General features: G+C 61.1%; 26 protein-coding genes. 11 read left to right on the forward strand and 15 right to left on the reverse strand.

Translation table 11 applies throughout. From position 1 onward, the window contains the following. The first annotated feature begins 324 nt into the window (after nt 1–324). Together AC1RUK_RS18425 and AC1RUK_RS18430 are read left to right on the forward strand one after the other, a co-directional pair. Nucleotides 325–720, forward strand: coding sequence for a DUF5330 domain-containing protein (locus tag AC1RUK_RS18425; protein ID WP_481834479.1), 396 nt, complete (start codon nt 325–327; stop codon nt 718–720). Nucleotides 721–837: 117 nt separating this feature from the next. Continuing rightward, nucleotides 838–1,266 carry a SufE family protein gene (locus AC1RUK_RS18430; RefSeq protein WP_481839463.1) on the forward strand — a complete coding sequence of 143 codons (429 nt, stop codon included), beginning with the start codon at nt 838–840 and terminating at the stop codon, nt 1,264–1,266. 138 nt (nt 1,267–1,404) lie between these two features. On the opposite strand, the gene AC1RUK_RS18435 is transcribed toward AC1RUK_RS18430, so the two are convergent. Next, nucleotides 1,405–1,830, reverse strand: coding sequence for a Ros/MucR family transcriptional regulator (locus AC1RUK_RS18435; RefSeq protein ID WP_436171910.1), 426 nt, complete (start codon nt 1,828–1,830; stop codon nt 1,405–1,407). 414 nt (nt 1,831–2,244) lie between these two features. Then, nucleotides 2,245–2,616 carry an SH3 domain-containing protein gene (locus AC1RUK_RS18440; protein ID WP_481839462.1) on the reverse strand — a complete coding sequence of 124 codons (372 nt, stop codon included), beginning with the start codon at nt 2,614–2,616 and terminating at the stop codon, nt 2,245–2,247. A gap of 111 nt (nt 2,617–2,727) precedes the next feature. Here AC1RUK_RS18440 and AC1RUK_RS18445 point away from each other — a divergent pair, with 111 nt between their 5' ends. From AC1RUK_RS18445 to AC1RUK_RS18455, 3 genes are all read left to right on the forward strand, one after another. Further along, complete coding sequence (locus AC1RUK_RS18445) at nt 2,728–4,839, forward strand: S9 family peptidase (RefSeq protein WP_481834478.1); 2,112 nt, start codon at nt 2,728–2,730, stop codon at nt 4,837–4,839. Nucleotides 4,840–4,920: 81 nt separating this feature from the next. Then, nucleotides 4,921–5,547 carry a LysE family translocator gene (locus AC1RUK_RS18450; protein WP_481834477.1) on the forward strand — a complete coding sequence of 209 codons (627 nt, stop codon included), beginning with the start codon at nt 4,921–4,923 and terminating at the stop codon, nt 5,545–5,547. 200 nt (nt 5,548–5,747) lie between these two features. Continuing rightward, the gene (locus AC1RUK_RS18455; RefSeq protein WP_481834476.1) at nt 5,748–6,137 is read left to right on the forward strand and encodes an SET domain-containing protein; all 390 of its coding nucleotides are present in this window, start codon (nt 5,748–5,750) and stop codon (nt 6,135–6,137) included. Nucleotides 6,138–6,221: 84 nt separating this feature from the next. Here the strand turns inward: AC1RUK_RS18455 and AC1RUK_RS18460 are convergent, their stop codons facing one another. The 4 genes from AC1RUK_RS18460 to AC1RUK_RS18475 all read right to left on the reverse strand — a co-directional run bounded on the left by AC1RUK_RS18460 (nt 6,222) and on the right by AC1RUK_RS18475 (nt 9,436). Beyond that, a complete protein-coding gene (locus AC1RUK_RS18460; protein ID WP_481834475.1) occupies nt 6,222–7,172 on the reverse strand; it encodes a cytochrome c in 951 nt (316 codons plus the stop codon). A gap of 9 nt (nt 7,173–7,181) precedes the next feature. Beyond that, nucleotides 7,182–7,619: a c-type cytochrome gene (locus AC1RUK_RS18465; RefSeq protein WP_481834474.1), complete on the reverse strand. Its 438-nt coding sequence runs from the start codon at nt 7,617–7,619 to the stop codon at nt 7,182–7,184. A gap of 154 nt (nt 7,620–7,773) precedes the next feature. Then, entirely contained in the window at nt 7,774–8,370 is a 597-nt protein-coding gene (locus tag AC1RUK_RS18470) for a superoxide dismutase (RefSeq protein ID WP_006199690.1), read from the reverse strand. Between the two features lie 187 nt (nt 8,371–8,557). Then, nucleotides 8,558–9,436, reverse strand: coding sequence for a branched-chain amino acid aminotransferase (locus tag AC1RUK_RS18475; protein ID WP_481834473.1), 879 nt, complete (start codon nt 9,434–9,436; stop codon nt 8,558–8,560). Between the two features lie 151 nt (nt 9,437–9,587). On the opposite strand from AC1RUK_RS18475, the gene AC1RUK_RS18480 reads away from it, so the two are divergent. Both AC1RUK_RS18480 and AC1RUK_RS18485 read left to right on the forward strand, forming a co-directional pair. After that, entirely contained in the window at nt 9,588–10,250 is a 663-nt protein-coding gene (locus AC1RUK_RS18480; protein ID WP_481834472.1) for a haloacid dehalogenase type II, read from the forward strand. Between the two features lie 220 nt (nt 10,251–10,470). Further along, a complete protein-coding gene (locus AC1RUK_RS18485; protein WP_481834471.1) occupies nt 10,471–11,274 on the forward strand; it encodes a L,D-transpeptidase in 804 nt (267 codons plus the stop codon). Between the two features lie 168 nt (nt 11,275–11,442). On the opposite strand, the gene AC1RUK_RS18490 is transcribed toward AC1RUK_RS18485, so the two are convergent. The 5 genes from AC1RUK_RS18490 to AC1RUK_RS18510 all read right to left on the reverse strand — a co-directional run bounded on the left by AC1RUK_RS18490 (nt 11,443) and on the right by AC1RUK_RS18510 (nt 15,829). Continuing rightward, entirely contained in the window at nt 11,443–11,829 is a 387-nt protein-coding gene (locus AC1RUK_RS18490; protein WP_481834470.1) for a RidA family protein, read from the reverse strand. Nucleotides 11,830–11,934: 105 nt separating this feature from the next. Beyond that, on the reverse strand, nt 11,935–13,251 hold the full coding sequence (locus tag AC1RUK_RS18495; RefSeq protein WP_481834469.1) for an MFS transporter: 1,317 nt from the start codon (nt 13,249–13,251) through the stop codon (nt 11,935–11,937). 38 nt (nt 13,252–13,289) lie between these two features. Further along, entirely contained in the window at nt 13,290–14,078 is a 789-nt protein-coding gene (locus AC1RUK_RS18500; RefSeq protein ID WP_481834468.1) for an SDR family oxidoreductase, read from the reverse strand. Nucleotide 14,079: 1 nt separating this feature from the next. Then, nucleotides 14,080–15,066: a D-2-hydroxyacid dehydrogenase family protein gene (locus AC1RUK_RS18505; protein WP_481834467.1), complete on the reverse strand. Its 987-nt coding sequence runs from the start codon at nt 15,064–15,066 to the stop codon at nt 14,080–14,082. Nucleotides 15,067–15,082: 16 nt separating this feature from the next. After that, nucleotides 15,083–15,829, reverse strand: coding sequence for an RraA family protein (locus tag AC1RUK_RS18510; protein WP_436171657.1), 747 nt, complete (start codon nt 15,827–15,829; stop codon nt 15,083–15,085). A 38-nt stretch (nt 15,830–15,867) separates the two neighbouring features. On the opposite strand from AC1RUK_RS18510, the gene AC1RUK_RS18515 reads away from it, so the two are divergent. Continuing rightward, entirely contained in the window at nt 15,868–16,935 is a 1,068-nt protein-coding gene (locus tag AC1RUK_RS18515; protein WP_481834466.1) for a LysR family transcriptional regulator, read from the forward strand. Nucleotides 16,936–17,010: 75 nt separating this feature from the next. On the opposite strand, the gene AC1RUK_RS18520 is transcribed toward AC1RUK_RS18515, so the two are convergent. Together AC1RUK_RS18520 and AC1RUK_RS18525 are read right to left on the reverse strand one after the other, a co-directional pair. Continuing rightward, complete coding sequence (locus tag AC1RUK_RS18520; RefSeq protein WP_481834465.1) at nt 17,011–18,012, reverse strand: MBL fold metallo-hydrolase; 1,002 nt, start codon at nt 18,010–18,012, stop codon at nt 17,011–17,013. A 237-nt stretch (nt 18,013–18,249) separates the two neighbouring features. After that, a complete protein-coding gene (locus AC1RUK_RS18525; RefSeq protein WP_481834464.1) occupies nt 18,250–18,558 on the reverse strand; it encodes a hypothetical protein in 309 nt (102 codons plus the stop codon). 22 nt (nt 18,559–18,580) lie between these two features. Here AC1RUK_RS18525 and AC1RUK_RS18530 point away from each other — a divergent pair, with 22 nt between their 5' ends. Both AC1RUK_RS18530 and AC1RUK_RS18535 read left to right on the forward strand, forming a co-directional pair. Beyond that, the gene (locus AC1RUK_RS18530; protein WP_436171653.1) at nt 18,581–19,000 is read left to right on the forward strand and encodes a GlcG/HbpS family heme-binding protein; all 420 of its coding nucleotides are present in this window, start codon (nt 18,581–18,583) and stop codon (nt 18,998–19,000) included. A 56-nt stretch (nt 19,001–19,056) separates the two neighbouring features. Further along, entirely contained in the window at nt 19,057–19,821 is a 765-nt protein-coding gene (locus AC1RUK_RS18535) for a hypothetical protein (RefSeq protein ID WP_481834463.1), read from the forward strand. Between the two features lie 59 nt (nt 19,822–19,880). On the opposite strand, the gene AC1RUK_RS18540 is transcribed toward AC1RUK_RS18535, so the two are convergent. Continuing rightward, nucleotides 19,881–20,816, reverse strand: a complete 936-nt coding sequence (locus AC1RUK_RS18540; protein ID WP_436171651.1) for a LysR substrate-binding domain-containing protein — start codon at nt 20,814–20,816, stop codon at nt 19,881–19,883. Nucleotides 20,817–21,088: 272 nt separating this feature from the next. Between AC1RUK_RS18540 and AC1RUK_RS18545 the strand changes: the two genes are divergently transcribed. After that, nucleotides 21,089–22,135, forward strand: a complete 1,047-nt coding sequence (locus AC1RUK_RS18545; protein ID WP_436171650.1) for a Kelch repeat-containing protein — start codon at nt 21,089–21,091, stop codon at nt 22,133–22,135. A gap of 51 nt (nt 22,136–22,186) precedes the next feature. On the opposite strand, the gene AC1RUK_RS18550 is transcribed toward AC1RUK_RS18545, so the two are convergent. Next, nucleotides 22,187–23,734, reverse strand: a complete 1,548-nt coding sequence (locus AC1RUK_RS18550; RefSeq protein ID WP_481834462.1) for a helicase HerA-like C-terminal domain-containing protein — start codon at nt 23,732–23,734, stop codon at nt 22,187–22,189. Nucleotides 23,735–23,862: the final 128 nt, after the last annotated feature.

Here is a 23,862-nt window from a genome sequence, read left to right on the forward strand (position 1 = left end):
AACCCGGCGATCTGCCGTCATGGTAAATGGAGCGTTATACGGATCGGGCGCCGCCGTACCTTCAGCCCAGTCTGCCATCGTCGCTCCGAATTCGATAATACCCATAAAAATCAAACGGATGGATGGTTACTGCCTGATGAACAAAATCGACAGCTTTCAAGTCAAATCGGTTGCAAAATCAATCGTTTCGAATTTGCCTAAAATTTGAGGAAAATCCTCGGTTTCGCCGCAAGCCGTCCTTTGCGCGGCTGTGCCACCATCCTGCCCATAAAAGAGGTCATGCCGACGGATGCATGATCCGGTCACGGACGAGAGGGCATTGAGATGGGCTTTCTTATAAGGGCGGCTTTCTGGTTTTCGCTGGTGCTGCTGGCGCTGCCGCTGAATGTCGGCACCGACGAGGCCGGCCACGAGAGCGTCGGACCGATCCAGGCCCTGTTTGCGGCGCGCGAAGCGGTCGGTGACATCGCCGGTATTTGCGAGCGCAAACCCGATGTCTGCGAGACCGGCAAGTCCGCCATGCATACGATCACCGCCCGGGCCAAGGAGACCGCCAAGATCGCGGCCGCCATGCTGGACGACCAGCCGACGAGCGACAAGCAGACGGGCGGCAAGCAGGCTGCCGGGCTCGACACCACGGTTGCAACCGGCAGCGTAGCCGAGACTATCGTCCTGCCGGCGACAGTCGAGATACCGGTAAAACTGCCGACGACCAACTGAGACCTTTTCCTGCCGCAGATCTTGGCGGCACCGCAGGCGCGTCCGACCTCTCGACGCCTGCGGTGTTTTTCTTCTTTTTCCGTGACGCGACAGCGCCGGATGACTATATCCGGCAGGATGACGACGACGATCCAGACGATCCGCGACGACTTTTCCCTGCTCGACGAGTGGGAAGACCGTTATCGCTATGTGATCGAGCTGGGCGAAGCGCTCCCGCCATTTCCGGATGCCGAGCGTACCCCCGCCAACAAGGTGCCGGGCTGCGTCAGCCAGGTCTGGCTGACCACCGAACAGGGACCGGGCGCCGATCCGGTCATCTCTTTCAAGGGCGATTCCGACGCCCATATCGTGCGCGGCCTGGTCGCCATCATGCTGGCGCTGTTTTCGGAACGGCCGGCGAGCGAAATCCGGGAGACCGACGCGGAAGCGACGCTGAAGGGCCTCGGCCTCGACGAGCACCTGTCGCCGCAGCGCGCCAACGGCCTCCGCTCGATGGTCAAGCGCATCAAGCGCGACGCCGATGCGGCGCTGAAGCTGACCGCCTGACTCGACAAATCGGATTTTTGCAAGGCTAGCCGTCGCAGAGCCAGGCGATTGAGCTGCACATCAGCGCCGGCCTTAAAGCAAAAACGGCGCCCGAAGGCGCCGTCTGTCGTCGAAACGAAATCAGGAAAGAGCCAGTATTTAGCGACCCTTGCGCTTGCGGCCGAGACCCATCTTCTTGGCAAGCTGCGAGCGAGCCGCGGCATAGTTGGGAGCAACCATCGGATAGCTTGCGTCCAGGCCCCACTTCTCGCGGTATTCGTCGGGCGTCAGATTGTAGTGGGTCATCAGGTGGCGCTTCAGCGACTTGAATTTCTTGCCGTCCTCGAGACAGACGATGTAGTCGTCGTGGACGGAGCGCTTCGGGTTCACCGCAGGCTTCTGCTTGTCGGCGACCGGCGCCTCGGCAGTCCCGCCCACGCGCCCGAGAGCGGCATGGACATCGGCGATAAGGTTCGGCAGTTCGCCGACCGGCACGGGGTTGTTGCTGACATAGGCGGCCACCACATCGGCGGTCAGCTCAATCAGCGCATCGCTGTTTTTGGAAGGTGTTTCGACGATATCCATCATATTCAGGCCCCAACGAGAGTTGTTTCTAACTGCGCCCTTTTTTGGCCGGGCATCGCGCGAATTTTCATGCAGGTGAGAAACCCTGCGATTCGCGTCGGGGAATCTTAATGAGCCCATGAACCAAGTAAGTCAATTCGCATCTTGCGTTATATTCAACGATAATAATCAAATATTCGCCGTTCAGCTTCAATCTTTCGTGCGCTGTGTAACTTAGCGAGATTTTTCTGGCCAGACCAGCGCCGGCTGACGCCACGTCAAGTCCCCGTTACATCAACAGCAACAGCTAAAGGGAGCGTAATGCTTCGGCATTGCTGGTCCGAAACAGGCCGAAAGGTTTCCCAATCCTAATGAAATCACGGGTTGCAGCGCGTTACTGGTGCGCGTAACCTGAGCGACAGGCAACCCGGCCACTCAAAGGGGCGTGATGTATTTCCCATAGACCCACCCGGTGACGAAATGGCCGTTCTGCGCCGGATCATGCCAGATTTCGCACCAGCGATAGCGGATCTTCTGTTCCTGCATCCAGTGCGGCCGACCGGCAATATCAAGCAGATTTATGCCGCCGGTGCATTTGCCGGTCATCTGCAAGACTGTCCCGCTGGGATAGGCGGCCTGCTTCTGTGATTCACCTGATGGATATTTGCGCGCGTTGAGCGTGTCGCCGAACGGCACGTTGGCCACTTGCCAAGCCGCGAACACGGTTGCATGAGACTGGCAGGTGAAGGCCAGAACAGTCGAAGCAACGGCCAGAGCCGCAGCGGTGCGAACATAAGACTTCATCATCTCTCCTCCGGCCCATTTCCAGAGAGCCGCCCTCATCCTGCCGTCCTGCCCTTGAACCGGTGCTAATCGGCGTGTTCATTTGCCATTCAAACAACTTCCCAGCGAGACGCAATGACCAGAACACCAGCCTTTCCGATCGCCAGCCCGCCGCCGCCCGAGAAACGGCCTGTTTTCGACACGCATCACGGCTTCACCCGCACCGACGACTACGCCTGGCTGCGCGCCGATAACTGGCAGGCGATGTTCAGGGATCCTTCCCTGCTAGACGGCGACATCCGCGCTCACCTCGAAGCCGAAAACGCCTACCAGGCAACGCTGACGGCCGATATGGCCCCGCTGCGGAAGCGGCTCTTCGCCGAGATGAAGGGACGCATCAAGGAAGACGACTCCACCGTGCCGATGAAGGATGGCGCTTACGCCTACGGCTCGTCCTTCAAGCTTGGCGGAGAGCAGCCGCGCTATTTCCGCACGCCGCGCGATGGCGGCGACGAGCAGATCCTGCTCGACGGCGACGCGGAAGCCGAGGGCAAGGCCTATTTCAGGCTCGGCGGCGTTGACCATTCGGCCGACCACGGGAAGCTGCTATGGGCGTTCGACGACAAGGGCTCTGAATTCTTCACGCTTCGCGTGCGCGATCTCGCCAGCGGCAAGGAACTGACGGACCAGATCGCCGATACGGGCGGCGGCGGCGTCTGGGATGCGGGCGACAGCGGGTTCTTCTACACAAGGCTCGATTCCAACCATCGCCCGTCGAAGGTGTTGTTCCATGCGCTTGGCGACGGAACCGAAAACGACCGGCTGGTCTATGAGGAAACCGATCCCGGCTTCTTCATGGATGTCGGCGGCACGCGCTCCAACGAGTGGATCCTGATCGGCATCAACGATCACGAGACATCCGAATACCGGCTGATGCGTGCCGGCGATCCGCTTGCCGAGCCGAAGCTGGTCGCGCCGCGCGAGACCGGCCTGCAATACGATCTCGAGGAAGGCGGCGACGTCTTCTTCATCCTGACCAATGCCGACGGCGCCAAGGACTTCAAGGTCATGGCGGCGCCGGCTAACGATCCGGTACGCGCCAACTGGCAGGAACTGGTGCCGCACGAAGCCGGCCGGCTGATCCTGTCGGTGATCGGCTTCAAGGACCATATGGTGCGTCTCGAGCGCAAGGAGGGCCTACCGCGCATCGTCGTGCGCGATCGCGCCAGCGGTGAGGAACATCTCATCTCGTTCGACGAGGAGGCCTTTTCGCTTGGTCTGTCCGGTTCCTATGAATACGACACCGAGTTCATGCGCTTTACCTACTCGTCGATGACGACGCCGGCGCAGGTCTTCGACTACAACATGCGCACACGCGAGCGGGTGCTGCTGAAGACCCAGGAGGTGCCTTCCGGCCACGACCCGGACCAGTATATCACGCGCCGGCTGATGGCGCCTGCCGCCGACGGCGAACTGGTGCCGATCTCGCTGATCCATCACCGCGACACGCCGCTCGACGGCACAGCACCTTGCCTGCTCTACGGCTACGGCTCCTACGGCATCACCGTGCCGGCCGCCTTCAACACCAATTGCCTGTCGCTGGTCGATCGCGGCCTCGTCTATGCGATCGCGCATGTCCGCGGCGGCAAGGACAAGGGCTATGGCTGGTACGATGACGGCAAGCGGCAGCACAAGATGAACACTTTCACGGATTTCATCGCCGCGGCGCGCCATCTCGTGGCCGAGCGCTACACGGCGCATGACCGGATCATCGCGCAAGGCGGCTCGGCCGGCGGCATGCTGATGGGGGTGATCGCCAACATGGCGCCGGAGTGTTTTGGCGGCATCGTCGCCGAGGTCCCGTTCGTCGACGTGCTCACCACCATGCTCGACGCGACGCTGCCGCTGACGCCGCCGGAATGGCCGGAATGGGGCAATCCGATTGCATCGGTGGAGGACTACCGGACCATCTCTGCCTATTCGCCCTATGACAATGTGGCGGCGCTCAACTATCCGCCGATCCTGGCGCTGGCGGGGCTAACCGACCCGCGCGTCACCTATTGGGAGCCGGCCAAATGGGTGGCGCGGCTACGCGAGCGCAAGGGCGGCGACAATCCGGTGCTGTTCAAGATCAACATGGACTCAGGCCATGCCGGCGCCTCCGGGCGGTTTTCCAGGCTGGAGGAGATCGCCTATATCTATGCCTTCGCGCTCAAGGTGACCGGCAAGGCCGATCTTGCCGGGTGAACGCGATGCGATGAGCAGTCATTGCCTTCCGTTCCGCAACGTGGCTTTCATTGGCGGCGAAAGTAACGGAGACGCGCAGCGATGATCGACCTCGCCACATTGATTGCCTATGTCGCGGTTGTGCTTGGCTTTGTCTTCGTTCCGGGCCCGGCCACCCTGCTGACGGTGGCGCGAGCGACGAGTTCGGGAACCAAGGTGGGTATCGCGACCGGCGCCGGGATCGCGGCCGGCGACGTGTTCCACACCTTCATGGCGATGGTTGGCATCTCGGCGATCATTGCCACTTCGGCAATGCTGTTCAGCATCATAAAGTATATCGGCGCGGCCTATCTCGTCTATCTCGGCATTCGCGCCATCATCGAGAGCGCGCCGGCCGATCCGGCAGCCGGCGCGCTTGCGATCTCTGCTGGCAAGGCATTTCGGCAGGCCGTGCTGACCGAGATGCTCAACCCAAAGACTGCCCTTTTCTTCCTTGCATTCCTTCCCCAGTTCGTGCGGCCCGAAAACGGATCGGTGATGCTCCAGTTGGCGACATTGGGTGTCATCTTTGTTTTGCTCGGCCTTTTCAGCACGGTGATTTTCGCGGTAGGCGCGAGTGGGCTCGGCACTTTCCTGCGCCGAAATCCTGCTGTGCAGAAATGGCAGGGCAAGGTTGTTGGCGGCATCTATTGCGCCCTCGGCATCCGTCTGGCGCTGCAGCAGCGCTAGAGCCATGACAGGCGATGTGCCGGCACGGCTCGCATATCGCCTTGGGTAATGATTTTTTGATTTGCACATGACCTTTTTCGAAGCTTTGAATCAGCGGCAAGCGCCGCTGATTTTCCGCTCGCAATTGCCATCGCCGCGCGCTACCCAATGCCCGGCTTTTCAGAGCCGCACCCGCAGTCACAATCTCGCAAGGGCCCGCCATGCTGCTCGTCGACGTCTATCTCGACAAATCGCCCATCCAGGGCATCGGCGTCTTCGCCAAGAAACACATTCCACGGGGCACGCTGGTCTGGAAGCTCGACCCCCGGTTTGACCGGCTGATCAAGGTCGACACCTACGAGGGTGAGTCCGGGCCGGTAAAGGGGTATCTCGACCGCTATTCCTATCCTGATCGGCGCAACCCCGGATACATCGTCTTCGAAGCCGACGACGCGCGCTACATGAACCATGCCGATGAACCGAATTGCGACGTCTCCTCGCCCGAGGAGACCTACGCGTTGCGCGACATCGCGCCCGGCGAGGAATTGACCTGCGACTACAACCACTTCTTCGAAACCGGCTTCGATTTCCTCGGCGACCGCCACCCGTAGAGCGGTTCAGAACCGCTCTATCTCTTTGTTTTGACGCAATTCCGGACGGAAACCCGTTTCACACTTTTCCTGGAATTGCTCTAATCAGTTGGCTGGTTTTTTGCGCGCGGGATAGCCGTTGGGATGCGGCGGGACGGCCTTCAGATAGGCGGCGATGGCCGCGCGGTCTTCGGGCGTCAGTTGGGCCATGTTCCTTTGCACGTCGACCATCGCACCGCCAACAGAATCGAAGTCCGGCGTGAAGCCGGTTTCGAGATAGTTGGCGATGTCGGCTTCCGACCAGTCACTGATGCCGCCCTCGCCCGAGGTGATGTTGGGGACGATGCCGCGGCCTTCGGCGGAGGTCGCGCCCGCCAGCCACTCGGCCTTCTTCGTTCCGCCCGCAAGGTCGCGCGGCGTGTGGCATTCGCCGCAGTGGCCTGGCGCCTCGACCAGATAGCGGCCTGCCATCACCGGATCCGTTGCGTTCTCAGGCAATGCGATCACCGGCTGCGGGCTGAGATAGAGCAGCTTCCACAGGCCGATGCCGCGGCGGATGTTGAAGGGGAAGCCGAGCGTATGGCCCGGCGCCTTGCCGGCCACCGCCGGAAGCGTCTTCAGGAAGGCGTAGAGGTCGGCAATGTCCGATGGTTTCATGCGGGCGTAGGACGCGTAGGGAAATGCCGGATAGAAGTGCTCGCCGCCTGGCGACACGCCCTTCAGCACGGCGTTGGCCAGGTCTTCCTCCGACCAGGCGCCGATGCCGTCCTTGGCGTCCTGCGAAATATTCGGTGGCACGAAAATGCCGAACGGCGTCTTGAGTTGGAGACCACCAGCCAGTTGCAGACGCGCCTCGCCCTTCGAGCCCGGCTTGGCATGACAGGAGGTGCAGCCGCCGGCATAGAAGATGCGTTTGCCCCTGGCGGCATCGCCAGGGCCGAGCTGCGCCAGGGCTTCAGCATCGAGCCTGACCGGTGCCGACAGGAACCACGCGGCAACAGCGCCGACGCCGCCCAGCACAAGGGCGGCGCCGATAAGCTTTTTCAGCACGGGCATTGCCCGCCGTCAGCCCTTCTTGATCCTGTAACCCTCGTGGCAGGTGCCGCAATCGCCACCGATGGTGTTGAACTGCGCCTTCAGCGCATCGACATCGGCGGGTGCGGCAGCGACCGCCGCCTTGACGTCGGCGACATACTTGTCGTTGGCCGCCTTGAAGCCGGCCGTATCTTCCCAGATTTTCGGAGATGCCGTGGTGTCGCCGGTATCGCTGCCGGCCGGGAAGAGGGCATCAATGTCAAGTTTCTCGGAATTCGCCTGCAGCGACTGCAACGCAGTGAGCACGGCGGCAGCGTCGAAAGCCTCCTCGCCCTTGACCACTTTCGACAATCCGCCGGCAATCTTTCCACGTTCCTTCATCAGAGCCTGGCGATCCAGCATCGGGTCGGCAAACGCCGCCGAACCGACAAAGGCGAGCATAGAGATGGCGATGACAAGCTTTCTCATTCAATTGGCTCCATGGTGAAGATAGTTCGAGACACAACCATAACGGCGCCGATGGCGTGATTATTCCCCTTCCCTGGGTGCTATTTTGTCGGACGCTGTATAGGCGCCGGGAAAAGAAAAGCCCCGGTCGTGCCGGGGCTTTTCAAAAGTGCGATCAGGCCTTTTCGTAGAGTTCGAGGACGTGGTCCCAGTTGATGAGACTGTCGACGAAGGCCTCGAGATATTTCGGCCGGGCATTGCGGTAGTCGATGTAGTAGGAGTGCTCCCAGACGTCGACGCCAAGGATCGGCGTCGCGCCATGGACCAGCGGGTTCTCGCCATTCGGCGTCTTGGAGATCGCCAGCTTGCCGTCCTTGACCGAAACCCAGGCCCAGCCCGAGCCGAACTGGGTGGTGCCGGCGGCGATGAAGTCCGCCTTGAACTTGTCGTAGCCGCCAAGGTCGCTGTCGAAGGCCTTCTGCAGCGCGCCCGGCAGCTTGTTGCCGCCGCCACCCTTCTTCATCCACTTCCAGAAATGGATGTGGTTGTAGTGCTGGGCGGCGTTGTTGAAGAGCCCGGCATTCTTGCCGAAAGACTGCTTCACCACGTCCTCAACCGACAGGTCGCCCATTCCGGCCTCGGCGGCCAGCTTGTTGCCGTTGTCGACATAAGCCTTGTGGTGCTTGTCGTGGTGGTATTCCAGCGTCTCCTTCGACATGTACGGCTGGAGCGCCTCGTAGTCGTACGGCAGAGCGGGCAATTCGAAAGCCATGGATGGTACTCCCTCATGGAAAAATCCGGTGTCGATACCGGACTAACATAGGTCTGGAATGATTAGGGACAACTCCGGAATGAAGCGCCGGTTCCCTTTCTAGAGAGGTTCCGGAAAACTGTCACACGGTTTTGCGAACGGACCCTGCGTCAAAACAAACGCAGCGCCGCAAGGCGCGCCTGGCGGCTCAGGCGGCGGACGTCGAATGCGCCCAGTCCCAATAGAGTTCGCGCGCCTTCTTGGCCACCGGCCCCGGCTGCAGGTTGCGCTCCTCGATGCGCGTGATCGGCACGACCTTGGAATGGTTGCCGGTCGAGAAGATCTCGTCCGCCTCGAGGAAGTCGCGCACCGAGAGCGTCTTTTCGGTGGTCTTGAAGCCGTAGTCGCCGAGCAGGTTTATGGTGCGCGAACGGGTGATGCCGGACAGGAAGGTGCCGTTGGCGGCCGGCGTCATCACATGGCCGTCCTTGACCAGGAAAATGTTCGAGGTTCCGGTCTCGGCGACATTGCCCAGCATGTCTAGCACCAGCGCATTGTCGAAGCCGCGCATCTTGGCTTCGAGGATGGCGCGGCCATTGTTGGGATAAAGGCAGCCGGCCTTGGCATTGGTCGGCATGGTCTCGATCGTCGGCCGCCGGAATGGCGACACGGAGACCGAAAAGCCCGCCGGCGAAATCATCGGCGATTCGTAGAGGCAGAGGCAAAAGCGGGTCGAGGCCGGATCGGCCGGCACGCCCATATAGCCGCCATGCTCGGCCCAATACATCGGCCGGATATAAACAGCCGTCTTGCCGTCGAATTTCTTCAGGCCGTCCCAGGTCAGTCCGACGATCTTGTCGGTGGTCATGGTGGGTTTCAAGCCGAGCGCAATCGCCGAAGTGTTGACGCGCGCGGCATGAAGTTCGAGGTCAGGCGCGACGCCTTCGAACCAGCGGGCGCCGTCGAAGACGCTGGTGCCAAGCCACATGGCGTGGCTGCGCGGTCCCAGAATGGCGACATTGCCTTCATGCCAGTCGCCGTCGACGAAGGTCCATGTCGCGGATTGCGCCGCAGCTGCCAGTGTCATCGCTTGTTTCCCTGGATGATATTCCGGGGCAGCATAGGAAGATGCTTTGGCGGCTGCCGTCAACCGGCATCGTCGAGAATCGTTCAGGCCAGCATGAGCGCCTTGCAATCAATGCTTGCGCCTTTCGCCTGCTCGCCTCAAAACTGTCGCCATGCATCACGCAGCCTATGTTTTCGACGCCTACGGCACGTTGTTCGACGTGCATGCCGCCGTACGCCGCCATGCCGACCAGATCGGGCCGGACGGCCAGCTGCTGTCCGAAATCTGGCGCGCCAAGCAGCTCGAATATTCCTGGGTCAGGACGCTGATGGGCGCCTATGCCGATTTCTGGCAGTTGACCGAGCAGGCGCTCGATTTCGCATTTCGCACGGTGCCCTCGGCGGACAAGGCGCTGCGGACCAAGCTGCTCGACGCCTATTGGCGCCTCGACTGCTACCCGGAGGTGCCGGCCGTGCTCAAAGCGCTCAAGGCATCGGGCGCAAAGCTCGCCATCCTCTCCAACGGCTCGCCGGAGATGCTGGAGGCGGCGGTCAAATCCGCCGCGCTCGACCAGGTGCTGGACGACGTCTTTTCCGTCGATACCGTCAGGTGCTTCAAGACCGACCCGTCGGTCTACGACATGGTGAGCACGGGGTGGCGTCTTTACCCGGCAGCGGTGTCGTTCCAGTCCTCCAACCGCTGGGACGTCGCCGGCGCCACCAAATTCGGCTTCCGCACCGTCTGGATCAACCGCGCCGACCAGCCCGACGAATACCGGGACTTTCCACCATCACTGATCCTGCCGTCGCTAGAAGGTCTGCTGACCGGTGGATGAAACCGCGCCCGACCATGGTTCAAGGCCTGTGGCGCGGCCTGTTGCTGTTGGGCAACAGATGTATGGCAGTCACAGCTTTGCCTTTGTTTGTCCACCGTCAGGCCAGAATCGGAACCGTCTATCGCCGCCGACTGTTGAGAGCAAAAGGATGCTCCCCCCGGCCAGATCCCGCTTGGTGCATTCACGCGTTCTTGCAAATTAAGACCTAGAAAAGGCAACCATGTTCACACCCGATTCGTCCTCCTTTCGCCTGAGCCGCCGCGGCTTCCTCAATGCCGCTGCGCTCGGCGCCGCCTCGGTCGCGGTTTCCGCCTGCGGCACGGTCGGGCAGCAGCTGGTCGAGCCGCCGCCACCGGCCTATGTCGAGCCGCCCCTGTCCGATTATGCGATGATGTACGGTCCGATCAGCGATGGAGGCTTCGAGGTTCCCGCCATACCGTACCAGAAGATCGACCCACAGTTCCTGCGCCAGATCGTACCCGATCCGACCGGCCAGAAGCCGGGCACCATCATCGTCGATACGACCGGCCACCACCTCTATCTCGTGCGTGAGGGCGGCCAGGCGATCCGCTACGGCGTCGGCCTTGGCCGCGCCGGCTTCGAATGGGCGGGAGACGCCGTCGTCCAGTGGAAGCAGAAATGGCCGAAATGGACGCCGCCGGACGAGATGGTCGCCCGGCAGCCGGAACTGAAGGAATACAGCGCCGACAATGGCGGCATGCCAGGCGGGCTCAAGAATCCGCTTGGCGCACGCGCGCTCTATCTGTTCCAGGGCAACCAGGACACGCTCTACCGCCTGCACGGTTCGCCGGAATGGAATTCGATCGGCAAGTCGGTATCATCGGGCTGCGTTCGCCTGATCAATCAGGACATCATCGATCTCTACGATCGCGTGCCTTCGAAGACGCCAGTGATCGTTACCGCCAATATTGGTCAGCCGATGGTGGCTACGGCGAACCGCAGAGCCATTCCGATCGACGCCGGCGTTCCGGACGGATCGATCCTGCTCGGGCCGGTGGACTGAACAGCGACCAGATCTTCCGACCTGTTCGTACAGGGCGGCGGATGTCGCCGCCCTGGGGTCTCGCGTGATCATCGAATGTGGATCGGTGCGCAGCGCGCACTCGCGGTGCGGCTGACGAACTACCCTATCAATAGCTCTTCCAGCCGCAGACCAGCTTTGGTGCTGAGATCAGGCAACGTCCTCGATGACGGCAATGAATTCGGATTGCACCAGGGATGGGCTATCCGGCGGCAATGGCCGAACGTGCCGGGCCGGACGCGACTGCGGATCTGGAAACATCCGCAGCCATTCTTCGTTCACGGAATTCCTGTCGCTGCTGTCGCGGAGATAGATTTCCACCTTGATAATGTCCTCCACGCTGCCGCCTGCCGCCTCGATGATGGCAAGCATATTGGCAAAAACATTGGCGGACTGATCGGCCATGCCGGACGGCAGTTCGTGCGTGATCGGGCTCACCCCGTGAACCGCGCCTGAGAACACCATGTTGCCGATCCGACAGGCATTGGGAACCGGATGCCTGTGGCTCAGTCCTTTCACCGAAATGCTCTTGCGCATGGTCTAATGATCCTCCGCGAGATCTGATCCGTGGGTTAATTCGGGGGCGCTGGGTGCCGAGCACCTGGAAACAGGCTGCGCAAGAGCAAACCCGGAACCGGCCGGCTATCGTCTCGCGCGCACAACGGCGGCCTCGGCGGACGGCGAAGAGACACCGCAGTCGGGATGCGGCGCAAGAGGCTCATAACCGGGAGTGAGTTGAATTCCACGCGTCTCGGGCAGCATAAGGGTCGCGACAAAAGCGATGCTGTAGCCCAGCAGCGCAACCAGGCCGATCGCCTCCGCCAGGGTGATGTATTGCGCCAGTATTCCGATAGTGGACACAGCCGCCGCGCCTGCAGCCTTGCCGAAATTATAGGCGAAACTCTGGCCGCTCGCGCGAATGGCAGAGGGGAACAGCTCGGTGAAGAACGGCCCCAGCGTCGCATAGTTTCCGATCGTGAAGAAGCCGAACGGCGCGCCCAGTATGACCAGCGGCCAGCCGGAGAGCGGCAAAAACATGTAGGCGACGGTGATCAGCCAGGAACACAGCAAAAACAGCTGGAACGTGCGACGCCGCCCCAGATGATCGGCCAGGTATGCGCTCGCCAGAAATCCGAAGAAGGAGCCGCCGGTCACCACGAACACGTAGTATCCCGATGTGGCCGGCGACAGTTCGCGCACGGTCTTCATGAAAGTGGGCAGCCAGTTGACGATCGCACCGCCAACGCCAATCACGCCGAATGCAAGCAATGAGGACAGGATCGTTATCCGCAAGGTTTCCGGCTGGAATATCGCGCCCAATCCCGGACGAGTCCCGGTCTTCTCGACATGCGCGCGCGTTTTGACGAAGATCTCCGGCTCCTCGATCTTGCGGCGCAAATAGAGAACCAGAAGGCCGGGGAGAACACCAATCATCAGCAGAACGCGCCATCCATACTCCTGGGGCAGATGCGCCAGAACCAGGCCTGCCAGGATCGCGGCCGCGCTCCATCCAACGCCGAATCCGCTCTGGACGGTACCCACGGCCTTGCCGCGATGTTCGGCGCGAATGATCTCGCCCATGAGAACCGCGCCGGCGGCCCACTCACCGCCAAAGCCCAGCCCTTGCATGATGCGCAGGACCATCAGTTGCTGGAAGTCCTGCGCAAAACCGGCGAGGAAGGTGAAGGCGCAGAACCACAGGATCGTGAACTGCATGATGCGAGCACGGCCGAAACGGTCGGCGAGATATCCGCAGGCCCATCCTCCGATCGCCGCCGAGAGCAGCGTTGCCGTGGCCAGATAGCCGGCCTGCGCCGTCGTCATTCCCCAGGCTGCAATAAGAATTGGCAGCACGAAGCTGAAGAGCTGCGCGTCCATCGCATCGACGGCCCAGCCGGCGAAGCAGCCCCAGAAGGTGTTTTGCTCCCGCTCCGTCAACTCCCTGTACCAAGCGAACATTTTCTTCCTCCCGTAATTTTCCTTGCTGTGGGGCCGCGTCAAACGACCAATGGAGTGAGACCTCCGTCCATGGTCAGCGACGCTCCAGTCACGTAGGAGGATCTTGCGCTGGAGAGAAAAAGCACGGCGTCGGCCACTTCTTCCGGCATTGCGTAGCGCCGCAGCGGAATGCGTTGCTCGTTCAACCGCAGCAGCTCCTCCGGCGCCTTGCCCGTCATTTTGGATTCGACTTCAAGCGACATCTGCAGACGCTCGGTCATGGTGGCGGCGGGATTGATGACGTTGACCCTGACCCCTGCGTGCCCCCAGGCAGCCGCCAGTCCCGCCGAGGCGAGCATCAGCGCCGCGTTGGCAGCCCCTCCTGGCAAATGCATGGGTGATGCGATCTTGCCGCCGGTGCCGACGATGTTGACGATCGTGCCGGCACGCCGGGCCACCATCAGGGGCAGGACGTAGTCCGTGACGTTCATGTAGGTGAAGAATTTCGCGTCCATCGCGATACGCCACTTGTCCGGCGTCAGTTCGTCCGGAGGAACTCTCCGGGCGCCGCCGGCTGAATTGACCAGGGACGCGATCGGACCCACCTGATCCTCAAGTGCTGCGACCATTTCCTTTGCCGCAAGCTCGTCCGACAGGTCGGCGGCGAAGCTCGCTACCGACAGGCCGTCGGCTGCCAGCGTTGCCTTCGCGGCGTCCAGGTTCTGCTGGCTGCGCGAGACAATCACCACGCGTGCTCTTTCCCTGCCAAAGGCCCGTGCGCAAGCCAGCCCTATTCCCTTGCTGCCGCCAGTTATCAGGACGACTTTACCGTCGAGTTCGAGGTTCATTTCAGTGATCCTGTTTTGGGCTATGGGCGTTGCGCACGTTGATCGGGCTTCCCTGCGCGAACGCGACGATCTGGTCGAACGCGTTGCCGTAGGCGAACTCGTAATTGTCGCGTTCGACGTAGCCGAGATGCGGCGTGCATAGTGCGTTGGGGAGCCTGAGCAGGGCGTCGTCCGGATTGGTGAGCGGCTCGCGTTCGAACACGTCAACGGCAGCCTTGCCGGGGCGGCCACGCACCAGCGCCGACACCAGAGCCCCCGGCTCAATCAACTCGGCGCGGCTGGTGTTCACAAGCAGCGCGGTTGGCTTCATCAAGGCCAGGTCATCAGGACCAATCACACCGGTGGTCTCGGCATTCAGCCGCAGATGCAAACTGAGGACATCCGACAGGCTGAACAGTGAGTCCTTGTCCGCGGCGGTGTCAAACCCCTCGGACCTGGCGCGCGCCAGCGAGCCCTCGCGGCCCCACACCAGCACATCCATGCCGAAGGCCTTACCGATGCGCGCCACCATCGAGCCCAGCCGGCCGAAACCATAGATGCCCAGGACACGGCCTCTCAAGCCGAGCCCGATGGTCGTCTGCCAATGGCCTTGCCGCAGCGAGGCGCTCTCGAACGGAATGTTTCGCATCGCTGCAAGGATCAGCCCCCAGGTGAATTCCACCGTCGAATAGGACGGGCGCGACGTGAGAGCGGACGAAACGACGACGCCATGCCTATCGCACGCCGCCAGATCGATATGGGGGATGTGGCCGTTCTGGCTGATGAGCTTCAAATTGGGCAGGCGGCTGAGCAGATCTTCGTCGATCCTGGTGCGCTCACGCATCAGCACAAGGACATCCGCATCGAACAGACGATTTGCCAAGACGTCGATGTCGTCGACGATATCGGTCCAGATGGTAATTTCATGGCCTTCCAGCGTGGAAAAGCAGTCCAGTGTCCGCACCACGTCCTGGTAGTCGTTAATGATGGCGACGCGGAGCTTTTTCACTGGATGATCCATCGCTTCATGCATTGCCGGGCAGGTCCGCGACGGCGGTACCGGCGTCGATTGCTTCGCACTTTGCCCATTCGAAAGCTGACTTTTTAAGCGCCTTTGCGAGAACCTCGGCGGCCCGGGCGATTGGGATGAAGCAGACGCCGGTTTCGTCCGCGACAACAATATCGCCGGGAGCAACCCGAACGCCGGCGATCTGGATATCGCCATTGATCTCCACGGTCTCGATCCGCCATTTGCCGGTGACGGGCGTAACCTCCGTGGCCCAAAGCGGGTAGCCGACCCGTCGCGAATGTCCGAGGTCGCGAATGCCTCCAGAGACGATTGCGCCGGCCTCCCCCTGTCTCTTTCCCGTCTGGGCCGAAATTCCGCCCATGTTCGAAACGCCGGCGACACCGTCGATGACCACCACGTCGCCCGGCAGTGCCAGATTGTGGGCCTCGAATTCCGCCATCCGGTTGACGTGGTTTCGCGCCGTCTCGTAGACATGCTCGCGCTGCAGTATGTTGCGTACAGTAAGTGCTGGACCGACAATCGACGTTGAAGGCAGGGTCGGCTTCAGCAGCGATGCGCCAATCGCACCGGTGATGCCGAGCTCATCCAAAATATCCGAAACAACGCTGGTGGCGTCGCCGATCCTCTTGAACCCGTCGATCAGTTCCTTCGGCGGACGCGGCGTCCGCATCAACCGGATGCGGTCGGCGCTGATCTTGCCGGTAAGTTTTGGCAGCTCGTCCGCGAAAGCGACGTCATCCATGTCGTATCCTCTGTTTTGTACGGAGCTTTTATCACCGGTTGCGAGGTGCGCGCATTCACTCGCATGTGTTCGGTGGCTCGTTCGAAACAGGATTGCTTGCCGCGGCCGGCGCGTCCAATTTAGAATTAGACACAAGCGTCATTTCCTGGGTGAATAACGTGCGCCTCGATTTGAACCTGATCGCCGTTCTCGAGGCCATCATGCTGGAAAGAAACGTAACGCGTGCGGCCGCGAGCCTGGCGATGAGCCAGCCAGCGGTCAGCAATGCGTTGCGCCGCGCCCGCAAGCTGACGAAAGACCAGCTCTTCCTCAAGACCGCGACGGGGGTCCAGCCGACGGCACGCATGGTCGCGATGTGGCCCGAACTGCATCGCTCGCTTACGGCAATCCGCGCCTCTTTCACCCCGGACGACTTCGATCCCGCATCGGATGCGACCAGTTTTCGAATTGCCGTCACCGACAGTCTTGCGTTGGAAGGTGTCAGCGCAATCACGCTGAAGTTGCAGGCTGCGTCCCCACGCGCCCGCGTTTCCTTTGCGATCCATACCCATGAAAGCTCACTGGGAGGAATCGACCGCGGTACGCTTGATTGCGCCGTAGGCATGTTTGCCTCGCTGCCAAGAGATGTACATGTGCAAAGCCTGCGGACGGATCGCTATGTCTGCGTAATGCGCAGCGGGCACGAACTGGCCGACGGCCTGACGCTGGATCAGTTCACCGCCGCGGCGCATGTTCTGGTAACCCCATCCGGCATGGAACTGGGATTGGTGGACGGCTGGCTCAGCCTGACGGGGCGGACAAGGGCGATCGCCGTCGTCGTCAATCACTTTGCCGACGCGCTGAGGATCGTCTCACGCAGCGACCTTCTGACCTGCGTGCCGCTTGGCTTCCTAAGCGGACCATGGCGTGCCACTGCCGATGAGCATGAGTTGGTGGTGCGCAATCTGCCGTTCGAGACAGAGAAATTGCTCTACAAGCTGATCTGGCACGAACGACTGCAGACCCACCCTGCCCACCAATGGTTTCGATCGCTGGTGGGAGAAGTTTGCGGATCGCCATTCGATGACCCGCCGATTGGCGAAACGGCATCCGCCAGGCAGACATGATTGTCTTGTGAGCGGACGAATGTCCAAGAGGTCTTTTGCGCGGATGTGCTTCCACTTTGAGGTGATAAGACCACCTTACCCGTAATTCAGAGGCAAATATGTGTAGGTATTTTCGGCGTCGCGACGCACATGGCCCAGCCCAGGAAACGATATGTGCGCACCGCCCACCATATAGCCGTTTTCGGCCGCATCGGCGAATGCGAGTTCGTGCACGCGTTCGGCCTCGGATGCGTCCGCATCGTACTGGATCGTGACGGAAGGGTCTTTGAACTGCACGCCGGCGACATGCACGACATCGCCCCACAGCACTATCTTTTCGCCCCTGCTCTCGACCACGTACATGGTGTGTCCGGGCGTGTGGCCATAGGCTGTTTGCGCGCGCACACCGGGCACGAGATCGGTGTTGCCTTCGAAAACGGCGAGCTTGCCGGCTCGCATATATGGCGTGATCGATGCCATGGCGGCCTGAAAGAACCGCTTCGCCTCAGCCGGAGCAGCGCGCATGTTTGCCTCACTTAGCCAGTAGTCGGTGTCCCGCTTGTCGGCACGTACAATTGCGTTGGGAAAAGCTCTCTGGCCGTCGGCCATGAGACCGCCAACGTGATCCGTGTGCAGATGTGTAAGGTAAAGTTCGTCGATCTGCTCAGGCCGATAGCCCGAGGCGCGCAGATTGCTGAGCAGATGGCCCGTCGATGGCCCCAATAGTGAGCCTGCACCGGCGTCGATCAAGACCAGCCTGGCTCCGGTATTGACGAGAAAGGAATTGTGCGAGGTCTCGATGAGGTCGCCGAGGTAGTTGCGTTTCAGGGCTTCTTCGATCCGTGCCGGGTCGCCTTGCAGCAATTTCGTAGCGGGCAGCATATTGCTGCCGTCGGACAGCGCCGTTAGCTCAAAATCGCCGACCGCCAGGCGATAAAACCCGGGTGCCTGGCTTTTCACCATGGGCGCATCTGCGAACAGTGGCGTCGCAAAACTGCAGGCCAGGCAAAAACAGCCAACGGCCAAAAAGGCGCGACGGGTGGGATTGATGGCATCGCTGCTGGTCAGTTGGGCAGAGCCTTCGGTGTCGTCGAACAAGCGATCGAGCGTTATCCGGGAAGCGACCATTTTCGGACCTCTGTTTGGTTTGCCGGGGCGCTGCAGCTGGACTTCCGCCTCGCTGCTCGCTCGCCGAAGCTCTGCACGCCTCGGCCGGGGCTGTTGCGGGCGTACCGTTGCCGAGATGGCCAACTCCGTCCAATTCAGAGTTTAGGGGCAGCATCATAACTCGGTTGAATAACGGCGGCTTAACCGTCTCGCACCAGGCGGCTTGTGTTAGGCGCAATTCATCGCGTTCGTGTGCCGCCTATCGGCCGCGTCATTGTCCGTGCAAGCCCATTCTTTCACATCCCCAAATACTCCATTTCGGAATTCGTCATTCATTCGCGGGACGGGCAGGAATATCCATGTCCAGTGACCAACGGCATTCACTCTCAAGTCTACCAATGATTGATGAGCGCCCGTCAGGTCTTCTCGTGAAGCGGCAACGACCTTCGCTTCGTCTCGACGAAACAAGGTCGCATGACCAACGAAAGGTTCAAATATGTCTATGTCAAAATGGGCCGCCGCCGCAGCAGCAGCCATTGGCGTTCTCTCGGTTACCACCTTGGCATTTGCCAGCGACGCTGATGTTTATGGTCCCGACATCACTCTGTCGGAGGCCAAGCAGGTTGCCGCCGGCGCAGTCAAGGAATGCGCAGCCAACAAGTGGCTCATGGCCATCGCCGTCGTCGATACGCACGGCGCCCTAGTCTATTACGAAAAGGCAGATAACACCGAGGTGGCGAGCGCCCAGATCGCCTTGGACAAAGCAACTTCGGCAGCCGTCTACAAGCGTCCGACACGCGACTTCTTCGACGTCACGGCCAAGATGGGTCCATTCATGCTGAACATGGATCACGTCATCGCAGCGCCTGGCGGCATTCCGGTCATGAAGGACGGCAAGATCATCGGTGCGATTTCGGCTAGTGGCGGCACGGGCGCGCAGGACGAGCAGTGCGCCAAGGCCGGCCTTGCCGGCTTTTGATCCTCGTTCAGCGACGGCTCCGGACGGAGCTGCCGCACTCCAAAGGAACCATTGACATGATGCATCTCAAATCGCTGGGCAACCGTCTTGCCGCGGCCGCCGCGCTTACCATTGCGCTCGCATTGCCCTCGCTCGCAAACGCCGAGCTTTACAGCGGAAGCAATTCCGATGTCCGCACGGTTCTCTACTACAAGGCTTCGACGGCGGCACTCTCCAAGTTCCTGCCAGCGGGCTGGGAGCTCAGCCCGTTTACAACAGCACCTTCCGCCGGCGCCAACCTCCAGATTGAATTTGTGGATCAGCTTTATGCGGTGGATCCCAAGGGTACAGTCGGGGCTCCGTACCGCTACGTGCTTTTCGGCATCCCTGTTCACAAGACGGGAAGCAGTGAGAGCGTGCTGATGTTGTTCGATGGCCTTTCGCGCGGTGGAGCCGGTCCTTACGGCATTGCCGAAACGGCCAAGGACGACGTCAATCGTGGGGTTCATTATAACTCGAGCCCGACGACGGTGAGCGAGACCTGGAACTTCGAAGGCGGCGGTGAGAAGGTTTCACTGCAAATGGAATTCGAACGTGGCCCGATGACCCTGGAGAAGGGCGACAGTCACGTCTACTCGCAGCTCAAGCCAGAATTCTCGCGCATCTATCGCTACAATGAGGCTGCTGACGTTGTGAAGTCCGGCGACGCAAACCATCTCCGCGGCCTGTCCTTGAAGGCCGAAGGCGGAAAGTTGACCGCGATCTTCGACGGCAGCGAGAGCCTTGTCTCGGTCGTATCGTTGCCTGTCTATTCCCGCGACATCCTTGTTCCTCAGCCCTGAGCTCCGATTTCCTTGGAGGGCGGCGGCCACCCAACAGGTTGCCGCTGCACTCTAAGGTTCTACTGCGCCTGTGGCTTTCTCTTTGCAGGCACATGTAGCGCGGGTCTGTTCTGCTTCATGAACGTTATGAAGGCAGCAAGGGCTGCAGGTATCTGTCGACGGCTGGGATAGTACAAGTAGATCCCGGAGATCGGGGAACCCCACCCCTCGAGGACGGTCACGACGCGTCCCGACCGCAACTCTTCCTGCAGCAGAATGGCTGGCACCAGGCCGATTCCGGCACCTCCAGCAATTGCACTGGCAATCGCACGAAGATCGTTGGCCACGACATGCGTGCCGGTGGCGGGTTCGGCCTTCTCATCCCCCTTGTGCAGGGTCCAGGGTTGGATCGTACCGTCCCACGGGGATCGAAGGCGAACGCACCAGTGATCCGCGAGCGCGCTGGGCTCGCTGGGCTCGCCATGAGCCAGCAGGTAGTCTTTCGCAGCAAAAAGAAGTTCGTCGAAGGGTTCGGCGATCCGGACGGCGATCATATCCTTCTCGATGCGTTCTCCGACCTGAATGCCCGCGTCGATGCGGTGTTCCACCAGATCAAGGTGAAGGTCATCGACAAGGATTTCGAACTCAATTTCGGGGTGCCTTGCAAGGAAGCGGCCGATAAGAGGGGCTATCAGGACAGTTGTTGCCGTCCGTGAACCCAGAATTCTCAGTTTCCCGCCCGTGGCGCTACGGAACTTGTTCAATCCGTCGAGGACACTGTCCAGTCCGCTCAATATCGGGCCTATGTTGGTAAGAAGCTCTTCACCCGCCGCGGTCAGCGACACACTACGGGTAGTTCGTGTGAGCAGTCTCACGCCGAGCTTCTCTTCCAGACCCCTCAGTGTTTGGCTGAAGCTGGGTAGCGACACCCCCAGTGCGGCGGCGGCCCTGGTAAAGTTCAATTGCCGAGCGGCCTCCGCGAAGGCGATGAGCTCCCGCAATTCTGGCTTGTGCATTTGTCCTCCTCGCTGGGGCATGCCGTCGATTGACGGTTTGGTAAGTGCTCAAGCTTCAATTTCCCGACGGCCGCGGCGTCGCGGCCGAACCTCTGCCAAGGCCGCTTTGGAATAGCAAGGTTGAGCATCACATTGTTTGGCAGGCCCAAAGAGCCCATTCCGTAATCGATAATTCTAACTGCTCATACGTTCAGTTACCTCCTTGTTGCGGAGGACGAAGGGCGTTCAGGCAACTCCGGGTCGGCGCCTAACCGCAACCCAAGGAGCTTCCTATGAAGACAAAATTGCTGGTTTCCGCTGCGATGATAAGTCTGGCACTCAATCTTGCGCCAGCGTTCGCCCAGGATGGCACGTGGCAGATGGGAACGCCGATGCCTGAGCCTCAGAGCGAGAATTCCAGCGCTGTGGTGGGCAATCAGTGGTTCGTCATTGGCGGCATCGACGTGCCGGAGGTTATGCCCGTCGGCACGGTCGTGATGTATGACGAAAATACGAAGGCCTGGTCGAAGAGAGCGGCAATGCCTGAGCCGGCCCATCATACTGCAACTGTGGCTTACGACGGCAAAGTGTACGTGTTCGGTGGTTTCGTCGGAGAGCCGGGCACCAAAGAATGGCAACCGACAGCTGATGCTTTTGTCTACGATCCGAAGACCGACGGCTGGTCCAGGCTTCCACCTATGCCAACTGCCCGCGGAGCGGCAGCTTCTGTGGTGCTCGACGGAAAAATCTACGTCGTCGGCGGCGCACATGCCCATGAGCATGGCCGCGACATGAAGGAGCCCCTTTGGGCCGACGTTCCCAACATCGTCGGCAGGACTGTCGAGGTCTACGACCCCGCATCCAACACTTGGACAAGCCGGGCTCCCATGCAGACCGGCCGCAATCACTTTCTCGCCGCTGCTGTCGGTGGAAAGATTTATGCGATTGACGGTAGAATTGGTCTGCCCTTCGTGACCAAGAGCGACGTCACCGATCTGGTCGAGGAGTACGATCCCAAATCCGATTCCTGGACCTACAAGGGCCGTTCCCCCACACCGCGGGGTGGGGTGTCGGGCAGTGCCTATGGTGGAAAGATCTATGTGACGGGTGGCGAGTACCAAGACCCGGCAGGCAAGCGCACATTCTGGGCCTTTGAGGCCTACGATCCTGCAACCGACACGTGGCAGACCCTACCGCATATGCAGATTGCTCGCCACGGCTTCGTAGCCGGTTTCATTCGCAACGAGTTCCATGTCGCCGGTGGCTCCTTCCAGTCCGACGGCATGCCGGGGATCAATGCTCAGATGAACACCCACGAGTTCTACACCGTGCCCAAGTAGTTCAATTCAATGCCGATCCCGATCGATATGCGGCCTTTAGGTCGATGCTGTTTAGCGTCCTCTGGCGAGGCTGCCCAGAATACCGCGCACGATCGCCCGCCCTACCGACGAACCAACCGAGCGCACCACCGATTTGATCGCGGCTTCCGCCACCGTCTGGCGGTTGGACGGCCGTGGTGCCGGGGCGCGCCGGCCGCCTGATTGCGGCGCCGGGTCGTCATCGCCGAAGCCGGGAATGGTCCAGCGCGAGCGGCCGCTGTCGGCCTGCTGCGCCTGCTCTTCCGCGTCCTGCGCTTCCTTGGCCTTCTTCTGCAGCATCTCGAAGGCCGATTCGCGATCGACGGTCTGGTCGTACTGGCCGGAGACCGGGCTCTCGCCGATCAGCTGGCGGCGCTCGACTGGCGTGATCGGGCCAAGCCTGGACGATGGCGGACGGACCAGCGTCCGCTGCACCATGGACGGCACGCCCTTGGTCTCCAGCGTCGAGACCAGAGCCTCGCCGGTACCGAGCTGGGTAATCGCCGTGGCGCAGTCGAAGTCGGGATTGGGCCGGAACGTATCGGCGGCGGTTCTGACCGCCTTCTGCTCGCGCGGCGTATAGGCGCGCAGCGCGTGCTGGACGCGGTTGCCGAGCTGGGCAAGTACGGATTCGGGAATATCGAGCGGATTCTGGGTGACGAAATAGACACCGACGCCCTTCGAGCGGATCAGGCGGACCACCTGCTCGACCCGGTCGACCAGCACCTTGGGTGCGTCCTCGAACAGGAGATGCGCTTCATCGAAGAAGAAGACCAGCTTCGGCCTTTCGGGATCGCCGACTTCGGGCAATTCCTCGAACAGCTCAGACATCAGCCAGAGCAGGAAGGTGGCGTAGAGCCTGGGATTCATCATCAGCTTGTCGGCGGCCAGAACGCTGATGGCGCCGCGCCCGTCGCGGGTGGTGCGCATGATGTCGGCGATGTGCAGCGCCGGCTCGCCGAAGAAGTTCGCCGCCCCCTGCTGCTCCAGCACCAGAAGCGTGCGCTGGATGGCGCCGACCGAAGGCTTGGTCACATTGCCGTAGCGGGAGCCGATTTCGTCGGCGCGCTCAGCGATGTTGGCAAGCAGCGCCTGCAGGTCCTTTAGGTCGAGCAGCAGCAGGCCTTCCTCGTCGGCGATGCGGAAGGCGATGTTCATGATGCCTTCCTGCGCCTCGGAAAGATTCATCAGCCGCGACAGCAGCAATGGCCCCATTTCCGAGATGGTGGCGCGGATCGGGTGGCCCTGCTCGCCGAACAGGTCCCAGAAGATGACCGGGAATTCCTGGAAGTCATAAGGGTCGAGCTTGACCTGCTCGGCCCGCTTGACAAGGAAATCCTGCGCCGTGCCCATCATGGCGATGCCGGAGAGGTCGCCCTTGATGTCGGCGCAGAAGACCGGCACGCCGGCGTTGGAGAAGCCTTCTGCCAGGATCTGCAGGCTGACCGTCTTGCCGGTGCCGGTCGCGCCGGTGATCAGGCCATGGCGATTGCCGTATTGCAGCAGGAGCTGCTCGGCGCGCTGATAGCTGTCGTCGGGCTTGCGGCTGGCGCCGATGAAAATGCTCTTGTCGTCAGCCATATGTCCGGTCTCCGCAAACTGATCCGTCGAAAATGTCAGGCTCATCCGAGGTATAGTAACGCTATCGCGCAGCGGCAATGGCCGCCACTGAAATTGGCCTTTCGAAACTTGCGGATTTTGCGCATGTT

Source organism: Mesorhizobium monacense (genome assembly GCF_056781675.1).

Bases quoted from the DNA above. Each gene is read 5' to 3' on its own strand.
- AC1RUK_RS18470 (WP_006199690.1), bottom strand. From the start codon at position 8,370: ATGGCTTTCGAATTGCCCGCTCTGCCGTACGACTACGAGGCGCTCCAG.
- AC1RUK_RS18480 (WP_481834472.1), top strand. From the start codon at position 9,588: ATGCATCACGCAGCCTATGTTTTCGACGCCTACGGCACGTTGTTCGAC.
- AC1RUK_RS18490 (WP_481834470.1), bottom strand. From the start codon at position 11,829: ATGCGCAAGAGCATTTCGGTGAAAGGACTGAGCCACAGGCATCCGGTT.
- AC1RUK_RS18430 (WP_481839463.1), top strand. From the start codon at position 838: ATGACGACGACGATCCAGACGATCCGCGACGACTTTTCCCTGCTCGAC.
- AC1RUK_RS18455 (WP_481834476.1), top strand. From the start codon at position 5,748: ATGCTGCTCGTCGACGTCTATCTCGACAAATCGCCCATCCAGGGCATC.
- AC1RUK_RS18425 (WP_481834479.1), top strand. From the start codon at position 325: ATGGGCTTTCTTATAAGGGCGGCTTTCTGGTTTTCGCTGGTGCTGCTG.
- AC1RUK_RS18500 (WP_481834468.1), bottom strand. From the start codon at position 14,078: ATGAACCTCGAACTCGACGGTAAAGTCGTCCTGATAACTGGCGGCAGC.
- AC1RUK_RS18545 (WP_436171650.1), top strand. From the start codon at position 21,089: ATGAAGACAAAATTGCTGGTTTCCGCTGCGATGATAAGTCTGGCACTC.
- AC1RUK_RS18445 (WP_481834478.1), top strand. From the start codon at position 2,728: ATGACCAGAACACCAGCCTTTCCGATCGCCAGCCCGCCGCCGCCCGAG.
- AC1RUK_RS18535 (WP_481834463.1), top strand. From the start codon at position 19,057: ATGATGCATCTCAAATCGCTGGGCAACCGTCTTGCCGCGGCCGCCGCG.
- AC1RUK_RS18440 (WP_481839462.1), bottom strand. From the start codon at position 2,616: ATGATGAAGTCTTATGTTCGCACCGCTGCGGCTCTGGCCGTTGCTTCG.
- AC1RUK_RS18485 (WP_481834471.1), top strand. From the start codon at position 10,471: ATGTTCACACCCGATTCGTCCTCCTTTCGCCTGAGCCGCCGCGGCTTC.
- AC1RUK_RS18435 (WP_436171910.1), bottom strand. From the start codon at position 1,830: ATGGATATCGTCGAAACACCTTCCAAAAACAGCGATGCGCTGATTGAG.
- AC1RUK_RS18465 (WP_481834474.1), bottom strand. From the start codon at position 7,619: ATGAGAAAGCTTGTCATCGCCATCTCTATGCTCGCCTTTGTCGGTTCG.
- AC1RUK_RS18450 (WP_481834477.1), top strand. From the start codon at position 4,921: ATGATCGACCTCGCCACATTGATTGCCTATGTCGCGGTTGTGCTTGGC.
- AC1RUK_RS18525 (WP_481834464.1), bottom strand. From the start codon at position 18,558: ATGGCTGCTGCTGCGGCGGCGGCCCATTTTGACATAGACATATTTGAA.
- AC1RUK_RS18460 (WP_481834475.1), bottom strand. From the start codon at position 7,172: ATGCCCGTGCTGAAAAAGCTTATCGGCGCCGCCCTTGTGCTGGGCGGC.
- AC1RUK_RS18475 (WP_481834473.1), bottom strand. From the start codon at position 9,436: ATGACACTGGCAGCTGCGGCGCAATCCGCGACATGGACCTTCGTCGAC.
- AC1RUK_RS18550 (WP_481834462.1), bottom strand. From the start codon at position 23,734: ATGGCTGACGACAAGAGCATTTTCATCGGCGCCAGCCGCAAGCCCGAC.
- AC1RUK_RS18510 (WP_436171657.1), bottom strand. From the start codon at position 15,829: ATGGATGACGTCGCTTTCGCGGACGAGCTGCCAAAACTTACCGGCAAG.
- AC1RUK_RS18495 (WP_481834469.1), bottom strand. From the start codon at position 13,251: ATGTTCGCTTGGTACAGGGAGTTGACGGAGCGGGAGCAAAACACCTTC.
- AC1RUK_RS18540 (WP_436171651.1), bottom strand. From the start codon at position 20,816: ATGCACAAGCCAGAATTGCGGGAGCTCATCGCCTTCGCGGAGGCCGCT.